The 17,059-nt window shown below is 54.7% G+C and carries 13 protein-coding genes and 1 riboswitch; of the genes, 3 read left to right on the top strand and 10 right to left on the bottom strand.

What is annotated here, in order from left to right; genetic code table 11:
• Positions 1 to 42: 42 nt before the first annotated feature.
• The 10 genes from MHH78_RS04100 to MHH78_RS04055 form a co-directional block, all read right to left on the bottom strand.
• Positions 43 to 1,059: an ion channel gene (locus tag MHH78_RS04100; protein WP_341166672.1), complete on the bottom strand. Its 1,017-nt coding sequence runs from the start codon at positions 1,057 to 1,059 to the stop codon at positions 43 to 45.
• Positions 1,060 to 1,159: 100 nt separating this feature from the next.
• Positions 1,160 to 1,552, bottom strand: coding sequence for a DUF350 domain-containing protein (locus MHH78_RS04095; RefSeq protein ID WP_036691943.1), 393 nt, complete (start codon positions 1,550 to 1,552; stop codon positions 1,160 to 1,162).
• Positions 1,549 to 2,202, bottom strand: a complete 654-nt coding sequence (locus MHH78_RS04090; RefSeq protein WP_076081500.1) for a hypothetical protein — start codon at positions 2,200 to 2,202, stop codon at positions 1,549 to 1,551. The genes MHH78_RS04095 and MHH78_RS04090 overlap by 4 nt, the downstream gene beginning before the upstream one ends.
• On the bottom strand, positions 2,189 to 3,412 hold the full coding sequence (locus tag MHH78_RS04085) for a glutathionylspermidine synthase family protein (protein WP_341166671.1): 1,224 nt from the start codon (positions 3,410 to 3,412) through the stop codon (positions 2,189 to 2,191). Before MHH78_RS04085 ends, MHH78_RS04090 begins: the two co-directional genes overlap by 14 nt.
• Complete coding sequence (locus MHH78_RS04080; protein ID WP_036722739.1) at positions 3,409 to 4,092, bottom strand: hypothetical protein; 684 nt, start codon at positions 4,090 to 4,092, stop codon at positions 3,409 to 3,411. Before MHH78_RS04080 ends, MHH78_RS04085 begins: the two co-directional genes overlap by 4 nt.
• A 29-nt stretch (positions 4,093 to 4,121) precedes the next feature.
• A complete protein-coding gene (locus MHH78_RS04075; protein WP_036691939.1) occupies positions 4,122 to 4,340 on the bottom strand; it encodes a hypothetical protein in 219 nt (72 codons plus the stop codon).
• 145 nt (positions 4,341 to 4,485) lie between these two features.
• Positions 4,486 to 5,622, bottom strand: a complete 1,137-nt coding sequence (locus MHH78_RS04070; protein ID WP_341166670.1) for a response regulator — start codon at positions 5,620 to 5,622, stop codon at positions 4,486 to 4,488.
• Between the two features lie 43 nt (positions 5,623 to 5,665).
• Complete coding sequence (locus tag MHH78_RS04065; protein ID WP_341166669.1) at positions 5,666 to 8,737, bottom strand: ATP-binding protein; 3,072 nt, start codon at positions 8,735 to 8,737, stop codon at positions 5,666 to 5,668.
• A 137-nt stretch (positions 8,738 to 8,874) separates the two neighbouring features.
• Complete coding sequence (locus MHH78_RS04060; protein WP_076081459.1) at positions 8,875 to 10,173, bottom strand: nucleobase:cation symporter-2 family protein; 1,299 nt, start codon at positions 10,171 to 10,173, stop codon at positions 8,875 to 8,877.
• Positions 10,167 to 10,772, bottom strand: coding sequence for a xanthine phosphoribosyltransferase (locus tag MHH78_RS04055; protein ID WP_341166668.1), 606 nt, complete (start codon positions 10,770 to 10,772; stop codon positions 10,167 to 10,169). Before MHH78_RS04055 ends, MHH78_RS04060 begins: the two co-directional genes overlap by 7 nt.
• A gap of 183 nt (positions 10,773 to 10,955) precedes the next feature.
• A riboswitch (purine riboswitch) is annotated at positions 10,956 to 11,059 on the bottom strand.
• A gap of 245 nt (positions 11,060 to 11,304) precedes the next feature.
• Between MHH78_RS04055 and MHH78_RS04050 the strand changes: the two genes are divergently transcribed.
• The 3 genes from MHH78_RS04050 to MHH78_RS04040 all read left to right on the top strand — a co-directional run bounded on the left by MHH78_RS04050 (position 11,305) and on the right by MHH78_RS04040 (position 17,057).
• A complete protein-coding gene (locus tag MHH78_RS04050) occupies positions 11,305 to 14,868 on the top strand; it encodes a response regulator (protein WP_341166667.1) in 3,564 nt (1,187 codons plus the stop codon).
• Positions 14,869 to 14,876: 8 nt separating this feature from the next.
• On the top strand, positions 14,877 to 16,052 hold the full coding sequence (locus tag MHH78_RS04045; protein ID WP_339252181.1) for an ATP-binding response regulator: 1,176 nt from the start codon (positions 14,877 to 14,879) through the stop codon (positions 16,050 to 16,052).
• A 144-nt stretch (positions 16,053 to 16,196) separates the two neighbouring features.
• Complete coding sequence (locus MHH78_RS04040) at positions 16,197 to 17,057, top strand: helix-turn-helix domain-containing protein (RefSeq protein ID WP_340750987.1); 861 nt, start codon at positions 16,197 to 16,199, stop codon at positions 17,055 to 17,057.
• Positions 17,058 to 17,059 lie beyond the last annotated feature (2 nt).

Genomic DNA, 17,059 nt, shown 5'->3' with positions numbered 1-17,059 from the left:
TAACGACTGGAACAGCTCTTAGGAATGCTTAGGTATTATTCTCTAGCTCTCTTTAATTCTCCGGTACGTGGCCTCATCGGCGACGATGTAGAGTCTGGCGTCTGCCGGAATCGGCTGGCCGAGCTTGCGGTTAATGCCCAGATCGCCGCGGTCGGACAACAGGGTCGCCCCCTGGCGCAGCAGATCCTGAAAGGCCTCCCCATAGGTTGTCCAGCCGCTGCGGCGGGGAATCTCATAGATATCATCCCCGTGCTCGCGGCTGAGCAGCTGGGTGATCACCTCAGAATTGCCCTCCTGCAGCGCAGAGCGCACCGCCAGTCTGGAGATCGCATCATGGGAGAGCACGAACTCGTTCACCTGCACATGCTTGAAGTTCTGAATGTTCTTCTCCTGCATAATCTCTACGGTAGTATGTACCTGCGGGGCAATCCGCTCAATGCTGGAAGCAATCAGCAGCGACTTGCCGTCGCTTAAGGAAGCTTCGTCGATCCGGGTGTCGCTGAACACAATCGCTGCTCTGGCGCTCCCGATATTCGCCTTCAGCAGAATGTCATCGCTTGCCGCATCGCCGCTGATGAAGTGGACCTGCTCCATGGCTTCCAGCGGATGCCTTCCGTTCTCATCGATAATGACCACTTTGCATTCCCTGTCGTAACACAGAATCTCATCTACTGCCGCCTGTGTCTTGCGGCTCCAGTTAATCAGCACGACATGATGTTGTCCGTGAAAGGTCAACGTTCCGGCTCCTCTCCTGCGCTGCATCTCGCCCATGGCCTCAACAACCTTGCCGATCACCAGACTGAGCAGACCGATGCCAAAGATATATAAGAAAATCGTAAACACTTTGCCGGTGACGGTAGCGGCAAAGTAATCGCCATACCCGACGGTAGCCATGGTGGTCATTACCCAATAAAAGGCGTTGAACCAGCTATGAAACGTGTCCGGCTCCAGCAGGAAGGCGATGGTTGCGCTGAGAAGAATGAAGGCCAGAATAATAAAGGCAATGGACTTCTTCTTGAGATGAAGCAGCTTGCCGGATAATTGGATTAGAAAATGCAATGCTCATCCCTGCCTCCCGGGTGAATTGAGCCGGCGGGCAGCAGCCTGCGCCGAATTCCTTATGGGATACGGCCGCTGCCCGCCTGCCAATCGAGTCTACCTAAATAATCAGACTGCTGACCGCGAAGGCCGTCCCGATGAACACCATGCAGAGCATGACGCCCACAGCAACATTTCCCTTCTCCAGCTGCTCTGAAATCCGGAAGCCGGGAGTGAACAGCTCGAAGATCCAGTAAGAAGCGATCAGGCAGACATACCCCACAGCGAACCAGAGCATCATGAACCAGATGGAGGTGTTAGTGTAGGCGGCCACACCAAGAATGACCGCCGTCGCCAGGAACTTGCCGCCGAACGCCAGCGCTACCGCAACATTCCCCTTCTTCAGCTCCTCCATATCCTTGAAGGGCGTCATGAGCGCGAAGATTACCATACCCAGCACTTGAAGCAGAACAATGGTCAGAATACTGACCACCAGATTAATTACGATCGTCATTTAGCCCACCCCCGAAATTTCGCATAGGCCGAATCATAGTCGGCGAAATCATGTACTTCCTCCAGCACCACAGAGACTTTCTTCTGCTTCTCCAGCGCGGTATAGCGCTTGTCGTCAATCGGCTGCTTGATCCGGTTGCCGGAAGGCAGCTCCAGCACTGCGAAATTTCTGGTCTTGCTCTGGTATTCCGTCTTGTACACGCCAACCAGGTCCACTTCCGTTGTGATGGATACCTTAAGATTAGCCAGATCCTCCGTGGCCGCCTTCTGGTCGGCGTAAGACTTAAGCGTCGTCCAGGCGGACAGCTTGATCTCATTCTTCTGGTCAGCGTCCGTTATCAGCTCGGCGTCCATGAACTGAAGCGTCCAGACGGTGTCGCCTGTAGCATAATTCCCGTCGTTCGGGAGCAGCTCATTATCCGGCAATATAGTCATATCGCTGCCGACCAGATCGCCAACCTTGCCCTCCACCACCCGGTAATCCCAGGGTACACGCGATACGCTATCCGACGTATCAGTGCCGGTATGAAATACACTGCCGCTGTTCGCTGAGCATGCACTCAGCACCATAACCGCCAGTAGCAGCACTGTAGTCAGCAGGGTGCTCCGGGCTCTGCGCCCGGCAGCATGCCCCTCTCTATCCTTGAACATCTTCAAGCCCCCTCACTCCTAGCGCGATAAAATGACTGGCATTGCCTGTAATCGGCCCTCCGGCCCGGCCAAGCAGCCCGCAGGGCGTTCCGTTAATGACGAACATGCCGGTCAGCAGGTGCAGCTCACCCTCCGCCGTCATGATCCGGGCCATTTCGGCCCTTTTCTGATAGACCACGGGGAAGAGCTGGCTGCTGTCGTAGCCCTCCTCGTCCTCGATCTCAAGCGCGCCGCTGTCATCAAAGATTCGTACAGATCCGCCCTCGCGGCCGAATACGGATTTGGATACAAAACTCTCTGAGAAGACTGCCTTATTGTACGTCGGCAGGATGTACCGGGAGATGGCCTCGCGTTCCGGCTCCGTGAACAGCAGGCCAAGCTCATACATTCCCCAGACAGCGGCCATCAGCCCCTTGGACTGGAGGATGATGCTATGCGGTCCGTTGAACAGCTGGAGCTTCCCGCTCTCAATGGCATAGGCCAGAGCCTCGCCGCCTTCATCTACGGCCATCCACTCCTTCGGATACAGCGCGAACATCCGCTCTATGATCCGGTTCTCCCCGTCCTTGACCACACCCTCATCAATCCACAGATCCAGGCAATCGACACAGCGGACATCCAGTCCGCTATGCGCAGCGAGCGCCTCAATCGTTCCGCTGTCCTCCTCATGGCTGCCATAATCCACACAGGCTACCGTGTCGGGGCGCTCCACGCCCCAGGCTGCGGCAAGCTGCTGCTTCATGGCCGCATTCGCGCTTCCGACGCCTGCTTCCGCGCAGATCCACGGCGTAGCAATGGATGCTTCCACATAGCCGGTCGGAGTATCCGCATTCAGCTCCAGCAGCTTGATCGTACCATCCCCTGCCACGGCAAAATCGAACCGGGCATACCGGCTGATCAGTCCCGGCTCCGGCAATGGGCAGTCATCCAGCATCTGCCACAGCACCGGAGGAATCCCGAGCAGGTCGTACAGGTCATGTCTGAGATGGACATAACGCACGGCCTTATCCAGAATCGCCCAGAGCGCGGCGGCGGCTTCCTTCAATTCCTGATAGGTCTCGCTGCGCATCACAGCCACCGCATCCAGCCAGTATTCCTCGTCCTCCAGATCGGCCCAGGTGAAGCCCAGCTCATGCAGCCGCTCAACCCGGGGAGCGCGCTCCAGACCGGACTGGTCTATATATTCGAATGCCTGCTCCGCCCGGATCATCCGCCGAACCCGCTCTTGCCGGAGCGCACCGAGCTTTTGCCGGAGCTTTTAGAGCCGGATTTGGATTTGCTTGAACCCAGCCCGCTGGAGGTGCCGCCGATGCCGCCCGATTTGGAAGAGGTATTCCTTCTGGTAATGGAGCCGGTGGATGAAGTTGAGGTCTTCGGCTTCACCACCGAGCCGGCCACCGGCTTGTTCTGGAATCGTCCGCTATTATAGGAGGGCGGCTTATAGGTATTGCGTGTGCCTCCATAATAAGTAGGCCGGTCATTGTACCAGCCTCTGGAAGAGTAGAACGAACCACTATTGAAGAGCATGTGGTACAGAAGCACATCATCCCAGCCGAACCCCGAGTTGTACCCGCCGTAATTGTTAATTACCGTCGTACCGCCGGAGGTTACAGCCCCCTGCCCTTCCTGGACCTTCTCTTCCTGGTCTTCCGGATATGGAATACTCCAGTCTACATTCTTGTCGAAATATTGCTTAACCTCCTCGGTAGACCAGGAGACCAGCTTAGGCTCCTCGCCGCCTGTGCCGCTTGCGCCTGCCCCTCCCGGAATGAATAACGCGTTAGCCAGCAGCGCAATGCCGAGCGAGGTGGATAATACGCGGACCGGTTTGCCGTCCGGCGTGAACAGCCTGCTGATCGCGGGTTCTTTAGCACTTTCGTCTTTTGCCAACTTGGGACCTCCTTTCCTGGTATTCATCCTTAACCTTCCGTACGCATGGGAACCAGCAGAAGCTCCAGCTTCCCTTCATCCACATTCAGTCTTCCCTCTACCGCCTCGAACTCACGTCCGCCAACGACAATATAATTGACATGCTCAAGTGCCGTAACCATATTCATGCTCCAGACGCGCTCTTCAATCATTTGCAGGTCGCCTTCAGGCAGCTTCTCGAACAGGATGACCTTCAACCCGTTATCCATTCTACTCCATCTCCTCTTGAATACTCGTATGCTTCTGATACGCTGCTATGACTCTTTCGTTTCAACTCCGGCAGCCTTGAATATGTATACCACAGCATATAAATAATAATGACAACAAGCAGTTTTGCAGTGGCCGGCTACGGGCTTACAATACCTTCTGGACCCAGCTGTCCATGACCTGGTCAGGGCGGATGCCCAGCTCATTCTCCAGGAGCTCCTTGTATTTATCGTAGTGTGTCCTGAATCCGATAAAATCCCCCAGGTCGGCGTAACTTCGCAGAATCAGCCTGCAGAGCTGGTCGGAATAAGGATCGGCTGCCTGCAGCTCCAGCAGCCTCTCCAGTGCCAGCCGGGGCCGCCCGGAGGACAGCTCATATTCGGCGGAATGAAGCGCCATGCGGATATACCGGACCTGCAGCTCCTTGCGCCGGATCTCTGCCCAGTCGTAATGATGCTCCTGCAGGTAGTCTCCACGGTACAGCTTCAATATCTTTTCCCGGCGCAGCCATTCCTCTTCTGACTCCACAGGCGTACCGGCATAGCCCAGCTCAAACTCCTCCACATCCAGCAGCACCTGCTCCTTTGTCAGCCTGTACCGCTCCTGCGAGAATTCGACGAGCACCTCCATATCCCAGGCCTTCAGCAGCTTGCGGATATGGTATACCGTGGTATGCAGGTTCGTTACGGCCTTCTCGGGCTTGAAATCGGGCCAGACGAGATCCACAATGGTGTCCTTGAGTATCCACTGGCCTCGGTTATGCAGCAGCAGGGCGAAGACCTCCTGCGCCTTGCTTGTTCTCCACTGCATTTTGCGCCCCGGCTCCGTACTGTCTGTGAATTCAAGCCGGTGGAAGCAGAGGATTGACAGCTCCTTGACAGGCGCCGCAGACGCCGGTGTAGGCGGCATCTTCACTTCAGCGCTCTCCTTGCCGACTTCCAGCCGCTCAAGGGTTTTGCTTAACCGCTGGGAGGTCACCGGCTTCAGCAAATAATCCGCTGCATTGAGTTCAAAGGCTTCGATCGCATACTCGCTGTATGCGGTAATATAGACAATCCGTGTGTTCCGGTCCATACCGGCAATGTATTCACCTGCTTCCAGCCCGTTCATCTCCGGCATCCCGATATCCAGGAATACAATATCGGCCTTCTCCCGTTCAAGATGCGCAAGTCCCAGGCGTGCCGAGGTGAATTTCCCGGTGATTGTAAGGCGCCCATCCTTCAGGAGCATACGCTCCAGATGCTGCAGCGCCGGCTTCTCATCGTCAATCAATATGGCCTTCATCAGTCGGACTCACCTCCTCTTCGTTCGTAGTTCTCAAATGCCTTTAGGTGGGGATGGTATATGATATAGCGGTTCCCCTTCCCGGTACACTGTCGATATTCAGGCCTGCTCCGTACATCTTGAGCAGACGGTGCTGAATATTGCGCAGCCCTATGCCCCCCTCTGTCCGCTCTTCCGAGAGGACCTCCGCAATCTTCTCCGGAGTCATTCCTACACCGTCATCCGTGACTGCTACCTTGAGGCAGCCGGGCAGCAGCTCAACTGTCAGCCGTACCGTCCCTCCGGCCTCCTTCTGCATCAGGCCATGATTAACAGCATTCTCCACAATCGGCTGGATGCTGAGCGGCGGAACCATCGCCATCACATCCTCCGGCACCTCGATCTCGATGTTCAGCCGTTCATCGAACCGTGCCTGCTCCAGCGCAAGATAGGATTTGACGAGTCCCAGCTCCTTCTCCATAGAAACCGTCTGTCCCCGGTTCTGGAAGTCGAAGCTGCTCCGCAGGTATTGGCTGAGGTCCAGCAGTAGCTCCGTGGCCTTGTCCGGGTCCTCCGGACAGACCGAGATAATGGCATTCAGCGCATTATATAAGAAATGCGGCTTAATCTGCGCCTGCAGGAAGGCAATCTCCGACTGGACGGATACCCGGATCGACTTGCGCATATCCAGCAGGGTCTGCATCCGCGCCTTGAATTCGCGCACTTCCACCGGCTTGCTCAGATAATCATTCGCTCCGGCCTCGAAGGCTGCGAGGATATCATCAGGACGGCTGCTCGCCATCAGCACCAGAATCGGCAGCTCGGACAAGGTGAACCGTTCACGGATGGCCTTGCATAATAGAAGCCCAGGCATTTCCGGCATTACCCAGTCGGCAATCACCAGATCAAGCTCAGGATGCTGCTTGATGATCTGGATCGCCTCAGCGCCGCTGCTGGCAGTAATCACAGAATGGTTATCCAGCTGCAATACGCCTACCAGCACGCGGAGGTTAACGGGATCATTATCCACTACCAGAATGGAGCAGCAGTCTTCAGACGGCAGCTGCACAGGTTCTTCTCCGGGAAGCGGGTACGGAGGCGCCGTCTCCCAGCCGTGAAGCTCTCCGAATTCCTCCTCCAGCAGTGCATGACTCCTCTGCAGGATCGGCTGGGTGAAGCAGAAGACGGAGCCTTGCCCCAGTTCGGAATGTACCTCAATCTCCCCGCCCGTCAGTTCTACCAGCCTCTGGGTAATGCTGAGCCCAAGCCCGTTCTCACGGTAGACCTTACTGGCAGCAGGACCGCTTGGATCATTGGCATCGAAGATCGTACGCAGACGCTCAGGCGCGATACCCTGGCCAGTGTCTGTTATGATGATGGCAACATACTCTTCTTTAACCTCAGCAGACAGCGTTATCACGCCTCTGGGCGTATAATTCACTGCACTCGCGAGTAAATTATGCAGAATCTGAGCGAACCGCTGCTCATCCGTCTCCAGCAGCGGAAGCTGCTCCGGCAGACTCAGCCGGAATTCCAGCTGGCTGTTGCCGTAGACCTGACGGGTGACCGCCATAATGGAGGAAGCTGCCATGCGGAGATCGACGGCCTGCCGGCGCAGGAAGAGCGAGCCGTGATTCAGCTTCGCGAAGTCCGACATATCATGGATCAGGGCTGTAAGCCGCTTGCCCGTGGAGACAATCGTGAGCAGCTGATCCTGCTGGGCAGCGCTGATGGAGCCAGCCGTCCCCTGAGCCAGCACCTTGGCCATGTTGACAATCCCCTGCAGCGGCCTCCGCAGCTCCTGCGAGGTATCGGAGATGAAGTCATCCTTCAAGCCGTCAAGCGACAAAAGGCGGCGTGAGAGCTGTTCCACTTCGCGGAAGGAAGCTGCGTATTGCCGGGTCATAAGAATCGCCTGCACGAACCCGAACAGGAGTATCTCGTAGGAGATGATGAAATAGCTGAAGGTCATGCCCATGAAGCTGACCAGATAATAGATAATGACCACGCTCAGGCTCTCGATACTGACCATCATCAGGAACATATTCTTCGGATTTCGCCTGGTGCCCTGGACCATGGAGTAGAGCACGAAGCCCAGGCTTACGGAGCCCCAGGTCAGCAGCAGAACCTCCAGATAGCTGAACAGATAGGCCGGGACGAAGGCAGCAATCAGCAGCAGGAATGCCGTAACCAGCCTGGAGGCCTTAATCATCCCAATGGACATCGGGTAGTTCACTGAATTGGCGACATAGTGCAGCAGATAATAATAGACCAGTGTAGAGGACGCAAGCTGCAGCTTGAGTATAATCTCGTAAGGGAAGCCGGGCAGCGCCGCCAGGATAAGCTTTTCGCCATGCGTAAAAATGTAGACAAAGGCCGCTATGCAGAACAAGCCCAGATACAATGTGACCCCCCGGCTCTCCCTTACCTTGGAGAACATCAGCAGGAAGAGGGCTAGCACGAAGAATCCGATCAGTGCAGCCCCGTCTACAAACAGGGCAAATTCCCTGTGCTTCAAAATAGCAGCCTGATTACCGATCACAATCGGCTGAACGATCCCGCCTGAGGAGTAGCTGTAGTTAGCTACCTGCACAATAATCTCCATGGTATCCCCGGTTACCGAGGCGAATCCCATAAAAGGCATGTTATTCTGTCTGCCCTCAGAGGCCGAGGCTGCCGGGGTTCCGCTGCTTCCAATCTCCTGCCCGTTCAGATAGACCTTGCCGGCACTGCGGATGTTGCTGGTGCGCAGGCCGTAGACCATGGCTTCTCCTGGGGTAATCTTCGCCTGGAGGCGGTATGTAGCATAGCCTTTGGCTCTGCGCCCGCCCTGTTCAGAGATATCGTCGTTCCACTTCCCCGGGACCTGAATCATCGTAGAGGCGGCGGGAACCTCCTTACCAGCGTTCACCGGATGGAAATCCTCAGGCGACAGCAGCACACCCCGGTACAGCTCCCACTCTCCATCCAGCTTCATAATCCCGTCGTGGCGGGCGTCCCAGGAGCGAAGGTCAATCACACCCTGCACCGCCTGCGGCCTGTCTCCCTTAATCTGATGGGTCTGGAGGACCGAGAGCAGCGGAACGATCAACACCAGCACCAGACTGCCGAGAATGCTCAGCCAATACTTTCTCATGTCCTCTGCCAGTCCCTTCTAGTTGTCATTGTATAAATTATACAACAGGCTCCGTTCATCTGAAGCAAAAAAAAGCCGAGTTCCATTTATTTCGGAATCGGCTGTTCATCTTATTAGAGCTACGTGGATGGAATATTTTACTTTGTTTCCGGAGCGGCTGCGGCAGGAACCGCACTCTCCTGGGTCTTCGACAAGAAGATATTCAGAATGATCGCTGTCAGCGACCCGGATACGATTCCGTTCTGCAGCAGCATCCGAGCGAATTCCGGCAGCTGGTCGAACATGGACGGAAGCACTGCAGAGCCGAGGCCCACCGCGATGCTGCAGGCAGCGATCAGCAAATTGCCGTCCTTGCGCAGATCCACATCGGATAGAATCGACATACCGGAAGCGGCGACCGAGCCGAACATGACAATCATCGCCCCGCCCAGCACCGCATTCGGCACCACTGTAGTCAGTGCCGCCAGCTTCGGCAGCAGACCAAGTACAATCATAATTCCGCCTGCTGCAAAAATAACATTCCGCGTCTTCACCCGCGTCAGCGACAGCAAGCCGACATTCTGGGAGAATGCGGTATACGGGAAGGCGTTGAACAGGCCGCCAAGCATGATGGCCAGTCCCTCGGAGCGCAGGCCGTTCACGATCTGCTTCTGCTCCACCTGCTGGTCCGTCGCCTTACCAACGGCAAAGTAGACCCCGGTCGATTCGACCATAGACACGATATTCACGATAATCATTGTGAAGATTGCGGTGATGCTGAACTGCGGCCAGCCGAAGTAGAACGGCTGTGCCACGCTGACCCAGGAGGCTGTAGTCACGGTAGAGAAATGCACGATGCCCATGGCATAGCCGATTACAGTACCCACTACAAGTCCTACCAGCACCGATACGGAGCGCAGGAACCCTGTAGTCAGCCGGTTCACGGCCAGAATAACGAGCAGAGTAATCAGAGCCAGCAGCAGATTGCGGGGCTGCCCGAAGTCGGCGCTGCCCTGGCCGCCGGCCACATTATTCATCGCAACAGGAATCAGCGACAGCCCGATAATTGTGACTACCGAGCCGGTGACCACAGTCGGGAAGAACTTCAGCAGCTTCCCGTACACCGGGGCTGCCAGCACCACGAACAACCCGGAGATAATGATCGCGCCGTAAGCTGTCGCCAGATTAGAGCCTGAAGCGATGGCGATAATCGGGCTAACCGCCGTGAAGGTACAGCCGAGCACCACCGGCAGCCCGCTCCCGAAATATTTGCTGCCCATAATCTGCAGCAGGGTCGCCAGCCCGCAGGTGAACAGATCCGCTGCTATCAGATACGCCATCTGCGTACCGTTCAAATTGAGTGCTCCCCCGACAACCAGCGGTACAATGACCGCTCCGGCATACATCGCCAGTACATGCTGAAGCCCTAGGGCTAGTATCTTCTGTTTGCTTAACATCCTGCACGCTCCTTGATTAATCCTTCATTATCTATGAAATGAATCTCACCCGGCGACATGGAAGCAATCCGTGCCAGGGAATACACCGGAACTCCGCGCTGCTCCAGCAGACCGCGTCCCTCCTGGAAGCTCTTCTCAATGACACAGCCGACCCCGGCCAGCTGCGCCCCGGACTCTGCTACGATATCGCATAGCCCTACAAGCGCCGCGCCGGTGGCCAGGAAATCGTCAACGATCAATACGGTATCGTCCGGCCCCAGATATTTCTGTGAGATGCTGATCTGGTAGTCCTCTTGACGGGTGAAGGAGTGAACCGGTGCCGAATATACCGCTTCGGACAAGGTGACTGCCTTCTTCTTCTTGGCATAGATGAACGGCACGCCCAGCGCAATTCCCGCCGCCATGGCGAACTGGATGCCGCTGGCCTCCACAGTCAGCACCTTGGTGATCTGCCGGTCCCCGAAGACCGCTGCAAATTCCTTCCCGATCTCCAGCGCAAGCGCCGTGTCTACCTGATGGTTCAGAAATGAGTCCACTTTCAGTACAGTCTCCGATAGAATTAAGCCCTCTTGTCTAATGCGTTCTTCCAATACTTTCATTACAGCGGATCTTCCTCCTTAGAAATAAAAAAGACAGATAAAATAAAAAGGACAGATTCCCTGAGTGTTTCTCTCAAGTGAATCTGTCCTTCTGGGTTTTTGTCCCTTGGTGGTGTAACACATATACGTGTCCGCATCGCTTGGACCAGTCTTTCCCGTGCCGCAGCACAAGAAACGGAACCCTAGATGCGCTATTTCACTCATAGTCGGATAATTACAGTGGTTATCCGGTAGAAACTTATGGGCCATATTCCCAAGATTATATGAGTTATATGAAATCTGTTATAAGAAATCTAATATGAAGCATGTCTGTTATCTTACACGCTCTACCCGCTGCTTACAAGCAAAATTTTAAGTAAATTGCGGTGATTTCAAAGTTTTCATGAAACCTCCTGCAAAAGCGGGTCCGCCTCCAGGAAGCCTTGTAAATTTTAGGTTTAAGGTGTTTTCTTCATGTCTTCTATATCACTGAAGCTCCATAAAAGCTATAATTATATAGCTAAACATTCTAACTGAACAAAGGCGGCGAACAATGAGAATAAAACAACAGGTTTGGTTAGCAACTTCAGCTACTATACTGCTGTTAGGCAGTATGATTACTATATCTTTCCTCTTTATGGAGGGCGGCTCGCGCCTGCTTGCAGCAGGATTAGGCGCGGGCGGCATTCTGGTCAGTATTGGACTTCTTTACAGTATCGGACGGAATGTAGACCGCGGCCTGAAGCGGATCAAGGAGATCTCGCAGGATATCGCCGCAGACCGTCTTAACCCTGCGGCGGCGGCTACTGTGCGGACGGATGAATTCGGGCAGCTGGCCGCTTCCTTTTTCGGGCTGGCGGCTGACCTTCACCATAGAACCGCCGATGAGCGCGAACTGCGGCTTAGAGCCGAAGAACAGGCCTGGATTAATACGCAGGTGTCTGAGATGGCGCTGCTGCTTCAAGGCTCTGTCCAGCTGAAGACGGCCTCGCGTGTGTTCATCGGCAGGCTGGCTACCGCTGTAGGCGGAAGCTACGGGGCTATCTATCTTAAGCAGGGGGGCCAGCTGAACTTCGCAGCCGGCTATGCCTTCGATGATGCCGCAGGGCAACAGGAATCCATACCGCTGGGCAGCGGCCTGGTCGGACAATGCGCACTCGATGGGCAGATGATTGTTCTGCAGGATCTTCCAGAGCATTATATCAAGGTCCGTTCCGGTCTGGGGGAGGCTGCGCCTGCCTCACTGATTATAGTTCCTATTAAGCATGAGCAGGAAATTGTTGCTGTCATGGAGCTGGCGGCACTACGCCCGTTCAGCTCCAAGGAGATGCAGCTGATTGAACGCACCGGACAGAATATGGGCGTGCTGATTAATACACTGGCGGATGTCGCCCGGATCGAAGATCTGCTGAGTGAGACTCAGCTGCAGAAGGAAGAACTGGAAGCCCAGACGGAAGAACTGACCGCCCAGACCCAGGAGCTGGAAGCTCAGACCGAAGAGCTGATGGCCCAGACAGAGGAGCTGCGCCTGCAGACCGACCAGTTACAGGACCAGAAGACTGAACTGGAGGCGCAGTCCGAGAGCCTCCTGACCTCCAATGAACAGCTTCAGACACAAATGAAGCTCACAGAGGCCCAGAAGGACGAGATTGAAGCCCAGACGGAGGAACTGCGGCAGCAGACGGAAGAGCTGCATGCCTCCAACCTGGAATTGCAGAATCAGATGGAGATTTCCCGCCGGCAAACCATGGAGATCAAGGCACAGGCCGACGAGATCTCTGCGGCAAACCGCGATATGCAGAAGCAGCTTCAAATCACCGAAATGCAAAAGTCCGAGATCGCAGATCAGGCCGGGGAGCTCCAGGCACAGACGAGTGAATTGCTGGAGCAGAAGGAGCAGCTTCAGGCCCAGACCGATACATTGCAAACCCAGGCCGATGAACTGCTGATCCAGAAGGAGGAGCTGGCTGCCTCCCATGATCAGCTGCTGCTTCAAGTCGAGCTTACTGAGAAGCAGAAGGAGGAGATCCAGGCACAGGCGCAGGAGATCTTCATGGCCGCGCAGTACAAATCGGAATTCCTGGCCAATGTCTCCCATGAGCTCCGCACCCCGCTGAACAGCCTGCTGATCCTCTCGCAGATTCTTGCCGAGAACAAGGACGGCAATCTGGAAGCGAAGCAGCTGGAATACGTTCATACGATCTTCTCGGCAGGCAAGGATCTCCTGCAGCTGATCGATGAGATTCTCGATCTGGCGAAGCTGGAGGTCGGCAAAATGACCCCTGTCATCGAGCCGGTCTCCCCACAGGATCTCAGCAATCATGTCTTCCGCCACTTCGAACAGCAGGCCAAGAAGAAGAACCTGCGGTTCGATGTCCATTCCGACAACCGGCTGCCGGATTATCTGATGACCGACGGTCACAGATTGCAGCAGGTCTTGAATAATCTGTTATCCAACGCCATCAAATTCACACCGGAGCAAGGCTCCGTCTCCCTGTCGATCCGCACCAGCGGCGAAGAGGTTATCTTCGCCGTCAGTGATACCGGTATCGGCATTGCCGCCTCCAAGCTGGAGAGTATCTTCGAGGCGTTCCAGCAGGCAGACGGCACCACCAGCCGCAAATACGGCGGCACCGGTCTCGGCCTCACGATCTGCCGGGAGCTGGCCACCCTCCTCGGCGGAAGAATTGAGGTGGATTCCGTGGAGGGCAAGGGCAGCACCTTCTCCCTCATTATTCCCGCTGTAGAACCGGGTGAGGATGCCCAGACCCTTGCTGCCGCAGCCTATTCAGCAGCAGCCTCTCCGGAGATTCCGGCTTCCGAGCCTATCCGCCGCGAGAATCCGGCCTTCCGCGAGTCCTTCGTGCCCGACATTTCTATCTCCAATCCGAAGCTGCTGCAATATGCGGAAATGGATGATGACCGCAGCAATTTGCTAAGCGGGGATATTACCCTGCTGATTATCGAGGAGGACGCCGAATTCGCCGCCCGGCTGCTGGAGCTGGCGCGCAGCCGGGGCTTCAAGGCTATCGTCGCCTTCCAGGGCGATCAGGGGCTTGCCCTGGCCCATGCCTACAAGCCTGATGCAATCCTGCTGGATCTGCATCTTCCCGTTCTGGACGGCTGGTCCATTATCAGCCGCCTGAAGAGCCGGCCGGAGCTGCGGCATATCCCTGTGCATGTGATTTCAACAGCCGAGGAGAACCAGCAGAGCCTGTCGATGGGGGCTTTATCCTTCTGGAAGAAGCCGAATGATTATGCAGAGCTGGAAGCAGCCTTTCTCCAGATTGAGACTTATATCCGCCGTCCGGTGAAGAGTCTGCTGATTGTCGAAGACAACAAGGTTCTGCGCGGCAGTCTTGTCGAATTCATCGCCCATCCCGATGTGAACATTATTGCTGTGGGCACCGGAAGAGAAGCGATGGAGCATCTGGCCAGCCATCATTTTGACTGTATGGTGCTGGACCTGGGTCTCTCGGATATTTCCGGCTTCGACCTGCTGGAGCAGGTCAAGACCAACCGCAAGCTGCAGACCCTGCCGGTGATTATTTATACAGGCAAGGATCTCAGCAAGACAGATGAGCAGCGCCTTAAGCACTACGCCGAGAGTATTGTGATCAAGAACGTGCGTTCAATGGAACGTCTCTATGACGATACGGCCCTCTACCTCCACCGCAAGCATGCAGACCTGCCTTTGGATAAGCAGCGACTGATCGAGAACCTGCATAATCCGGAGTCCGCTTTTGCCGGGAAAAGCATTCTGCTTGTGGATGATGATATGCGTAATATTTTTGCGTTATCCAGTGTGCTGGAAGGTTATAATATGGAGATCAGCTTTGCCCAGAATGGCAGAGAAGCCCTGGAGCATCTGGAGACCCACCCGGGCGTAGAGCTGATATTCATGGATATTATGATGCCGGAGATGGATGGTTACGAGACGATGAAGCATATCCGGCTAAACCCAGACTATGATCAGATCGTCATTATTGCGCTGACCGCCCGCGCCTTGGAGGAAGACCGGGTCAAATGCCTCGAAGCTGGGGCGAGCGATTATATATCCAAACCGATTAATACCACACAGCTGGTGAGAGTGCTGAAATTATGGTTGATTCAATAGGAGGCAGCATGGAGTATCCGATTAATATTTTGGTTGTAGATGACCGGGCAGACGAGTTCCTGTCCATTCAGGCATTGCTGGCCGATTCACCCTACCGGCTGGTTCAAGCCCTCTCGGGCCTGGATGCTCTGAAATGTCTGCTGGAGCAGGAATTCGCCCTGATCATTATGGATGTGCTCATGCCTGGCATGAACGGATTTGAAACGGCGAAAAGGATTAAGATGCGTCAGAAGTCACGGGATATCCCTATTATTTTCTTAACCTCGCTGACCTCGGAGCTGGAGAACTATATGCTGGCTTACTCGGCCGGGGCCATTGACTATCTGACCAAGCCGTTCCATCCGACCGTGTTAAAAAGCAAGATTGACGGCTTCGTCCGTCTCTACCAGACCCGCAAGGAGCTGCAGCTCAAAACGCAGGAGCTGGAGAAGGCCAACGGCATCCTGACCGAGCTGAAGGAGACGGCCGAGTTGGCGTTGCGGATCAAGAGCGGTTTCCTTGCCATGATGAGCCATGAGATCCGCACCCCGCTGAACGGGATTATTGCCATGTCGGATGTGCTTCGTTCCTCCGAGCTGTCTGCTGACGACCAGGAGATGGCCGAAATCATTCATACCAGCGGTCACGCGCTTGTCTCTGTCATTACGCACATCCTGGACTTCACCAAGATCGAATCCGGTAAAATGGAGCTGGATTACGAGCTCTTCAATCTTCACTCCTGCATCAAAGAAACGGTCGATCTGTTCAGGGCTCTGGCGAAAGAACGCAACCTGACCCTGGAGACCTCTATTGATTCTGACATTCCTGCCCTGCTTATCGGTGACCCCAACCGTCTGCGCCAGGTACTGAATAACCTGATCGGCAATGCCATCAAGTTCACGATCACCGGCGGCGTCAAAGTGCATGTCCATCTCCGGCAGGCTATGGATAAGCTGCTGGAGCTGGAATTCATTATTGAAGATACCGGCATTGGCATTCCAGCGGATAAGATGAACTATCTGTTCCAGCCGTTCACCCAGATCGGAGCCACCATCAACCGCAAGTTCGGCGGAACCGGACTCGGGCTGTCCATCTGCAAAATGCTGGTCGACCTCATGGGCGGAACGATCTATGCCAAGCCGGGTCTAGTGGGCGGAGCTACCTTCATCTTCACCATCCAGGTCGCTGAAGGCCAGCCGGACTGAGGCTCCCCCGTCGTTCTGCATGAACCCGTCTCACTGCATACAAGAAGCTCCCCCTTCAGATCATGAAGAGGGAGCTTCTTTGTTATTGCTGTGGACTATTGTAGAATGGAATGGACCAACTGTGGAAGGGGATGAACTCTATAGATGGGAACCTCCAGATTCCCTTTGTTCCAGCGGAACTTCGTTCTGCAAGCGCGAAGTACAACTCATCATTGGGAAGGCACTGGCCCCCTTTCCTTAAAGACATTTCGGAATGGCCGAGCCTATTACAAAACAAAACTCGGCCATTATGCTGTTGAGCGAGAGGGCTACCTCCTGTTAAATGAAGGGGAGCAGTACGCTATAGCCATTGAGTCAGAAACCGAAGTCGACTCTTTTTGTGTATTTTTCAAGACTGGCTTTGCTGAAGAGGTTCATAGAGCCGTTCATTTAGGAATAGAGAAGTCCTTAGACGATCCATTTTCAGAAACAACGCACCCGTTGCAATTTCACACCAAGTCATACCGCAATAGTCATCTGATAACTCCACTTCTCGAGAACTTCAAGAATTCCTTACCTGCACTCGGTAGCGAGAATCTCTGGGTCGATGAACAATATCAAAGTCTAATTCAAGCAATGCTTAACGTCCACCAGAAGATTTCTCAAGAAATTAATACATTGCCAGGTATGCGGCCAGCCACTAGAGAAGAACTCTTTCGGCGGTTGACACTAGCATACGAGTACTTACATGCTTATTACAACCAAAACGTGTCCCTTGAAGAAGTTTCAAGAGTCGCTTGTCTTTCTAAAAACCATCTGATCCGCAACTTCCGCCACTTTTTCAAAAGAACGCCACACCAGTTCATCCTCGAAAAAAGGATACTTGAAGCACAGCGTCTCCTTGCTCAAACGGAAAGCAGTGTAACCGAGATTAGCCTAAGTGTTGGCTTCGACAATGTCTCTTCCTTCAATAAGGTTTTTAAACAAAGAATGGGATACTCACCCCGGATGTTTAGAAAAAAGTGATT

Source organism: Paenibacillus sp. FSL H3-0333 (genome assembly GCF_038002805.1).
In the GTDB taxonomy this organism is placed as follows: Bacteria; Bacillota; Bacilli; order Paenibacillales; family Paenibacillaceae; genus Paenibacillus_AQ; species Paenibacillus_AQ silagei.
The sequence above is the reverse complement of the archived record's forward strand: the minus strand, read 5'-3'. Positions and strand labels throughout refer to the sequence as shown.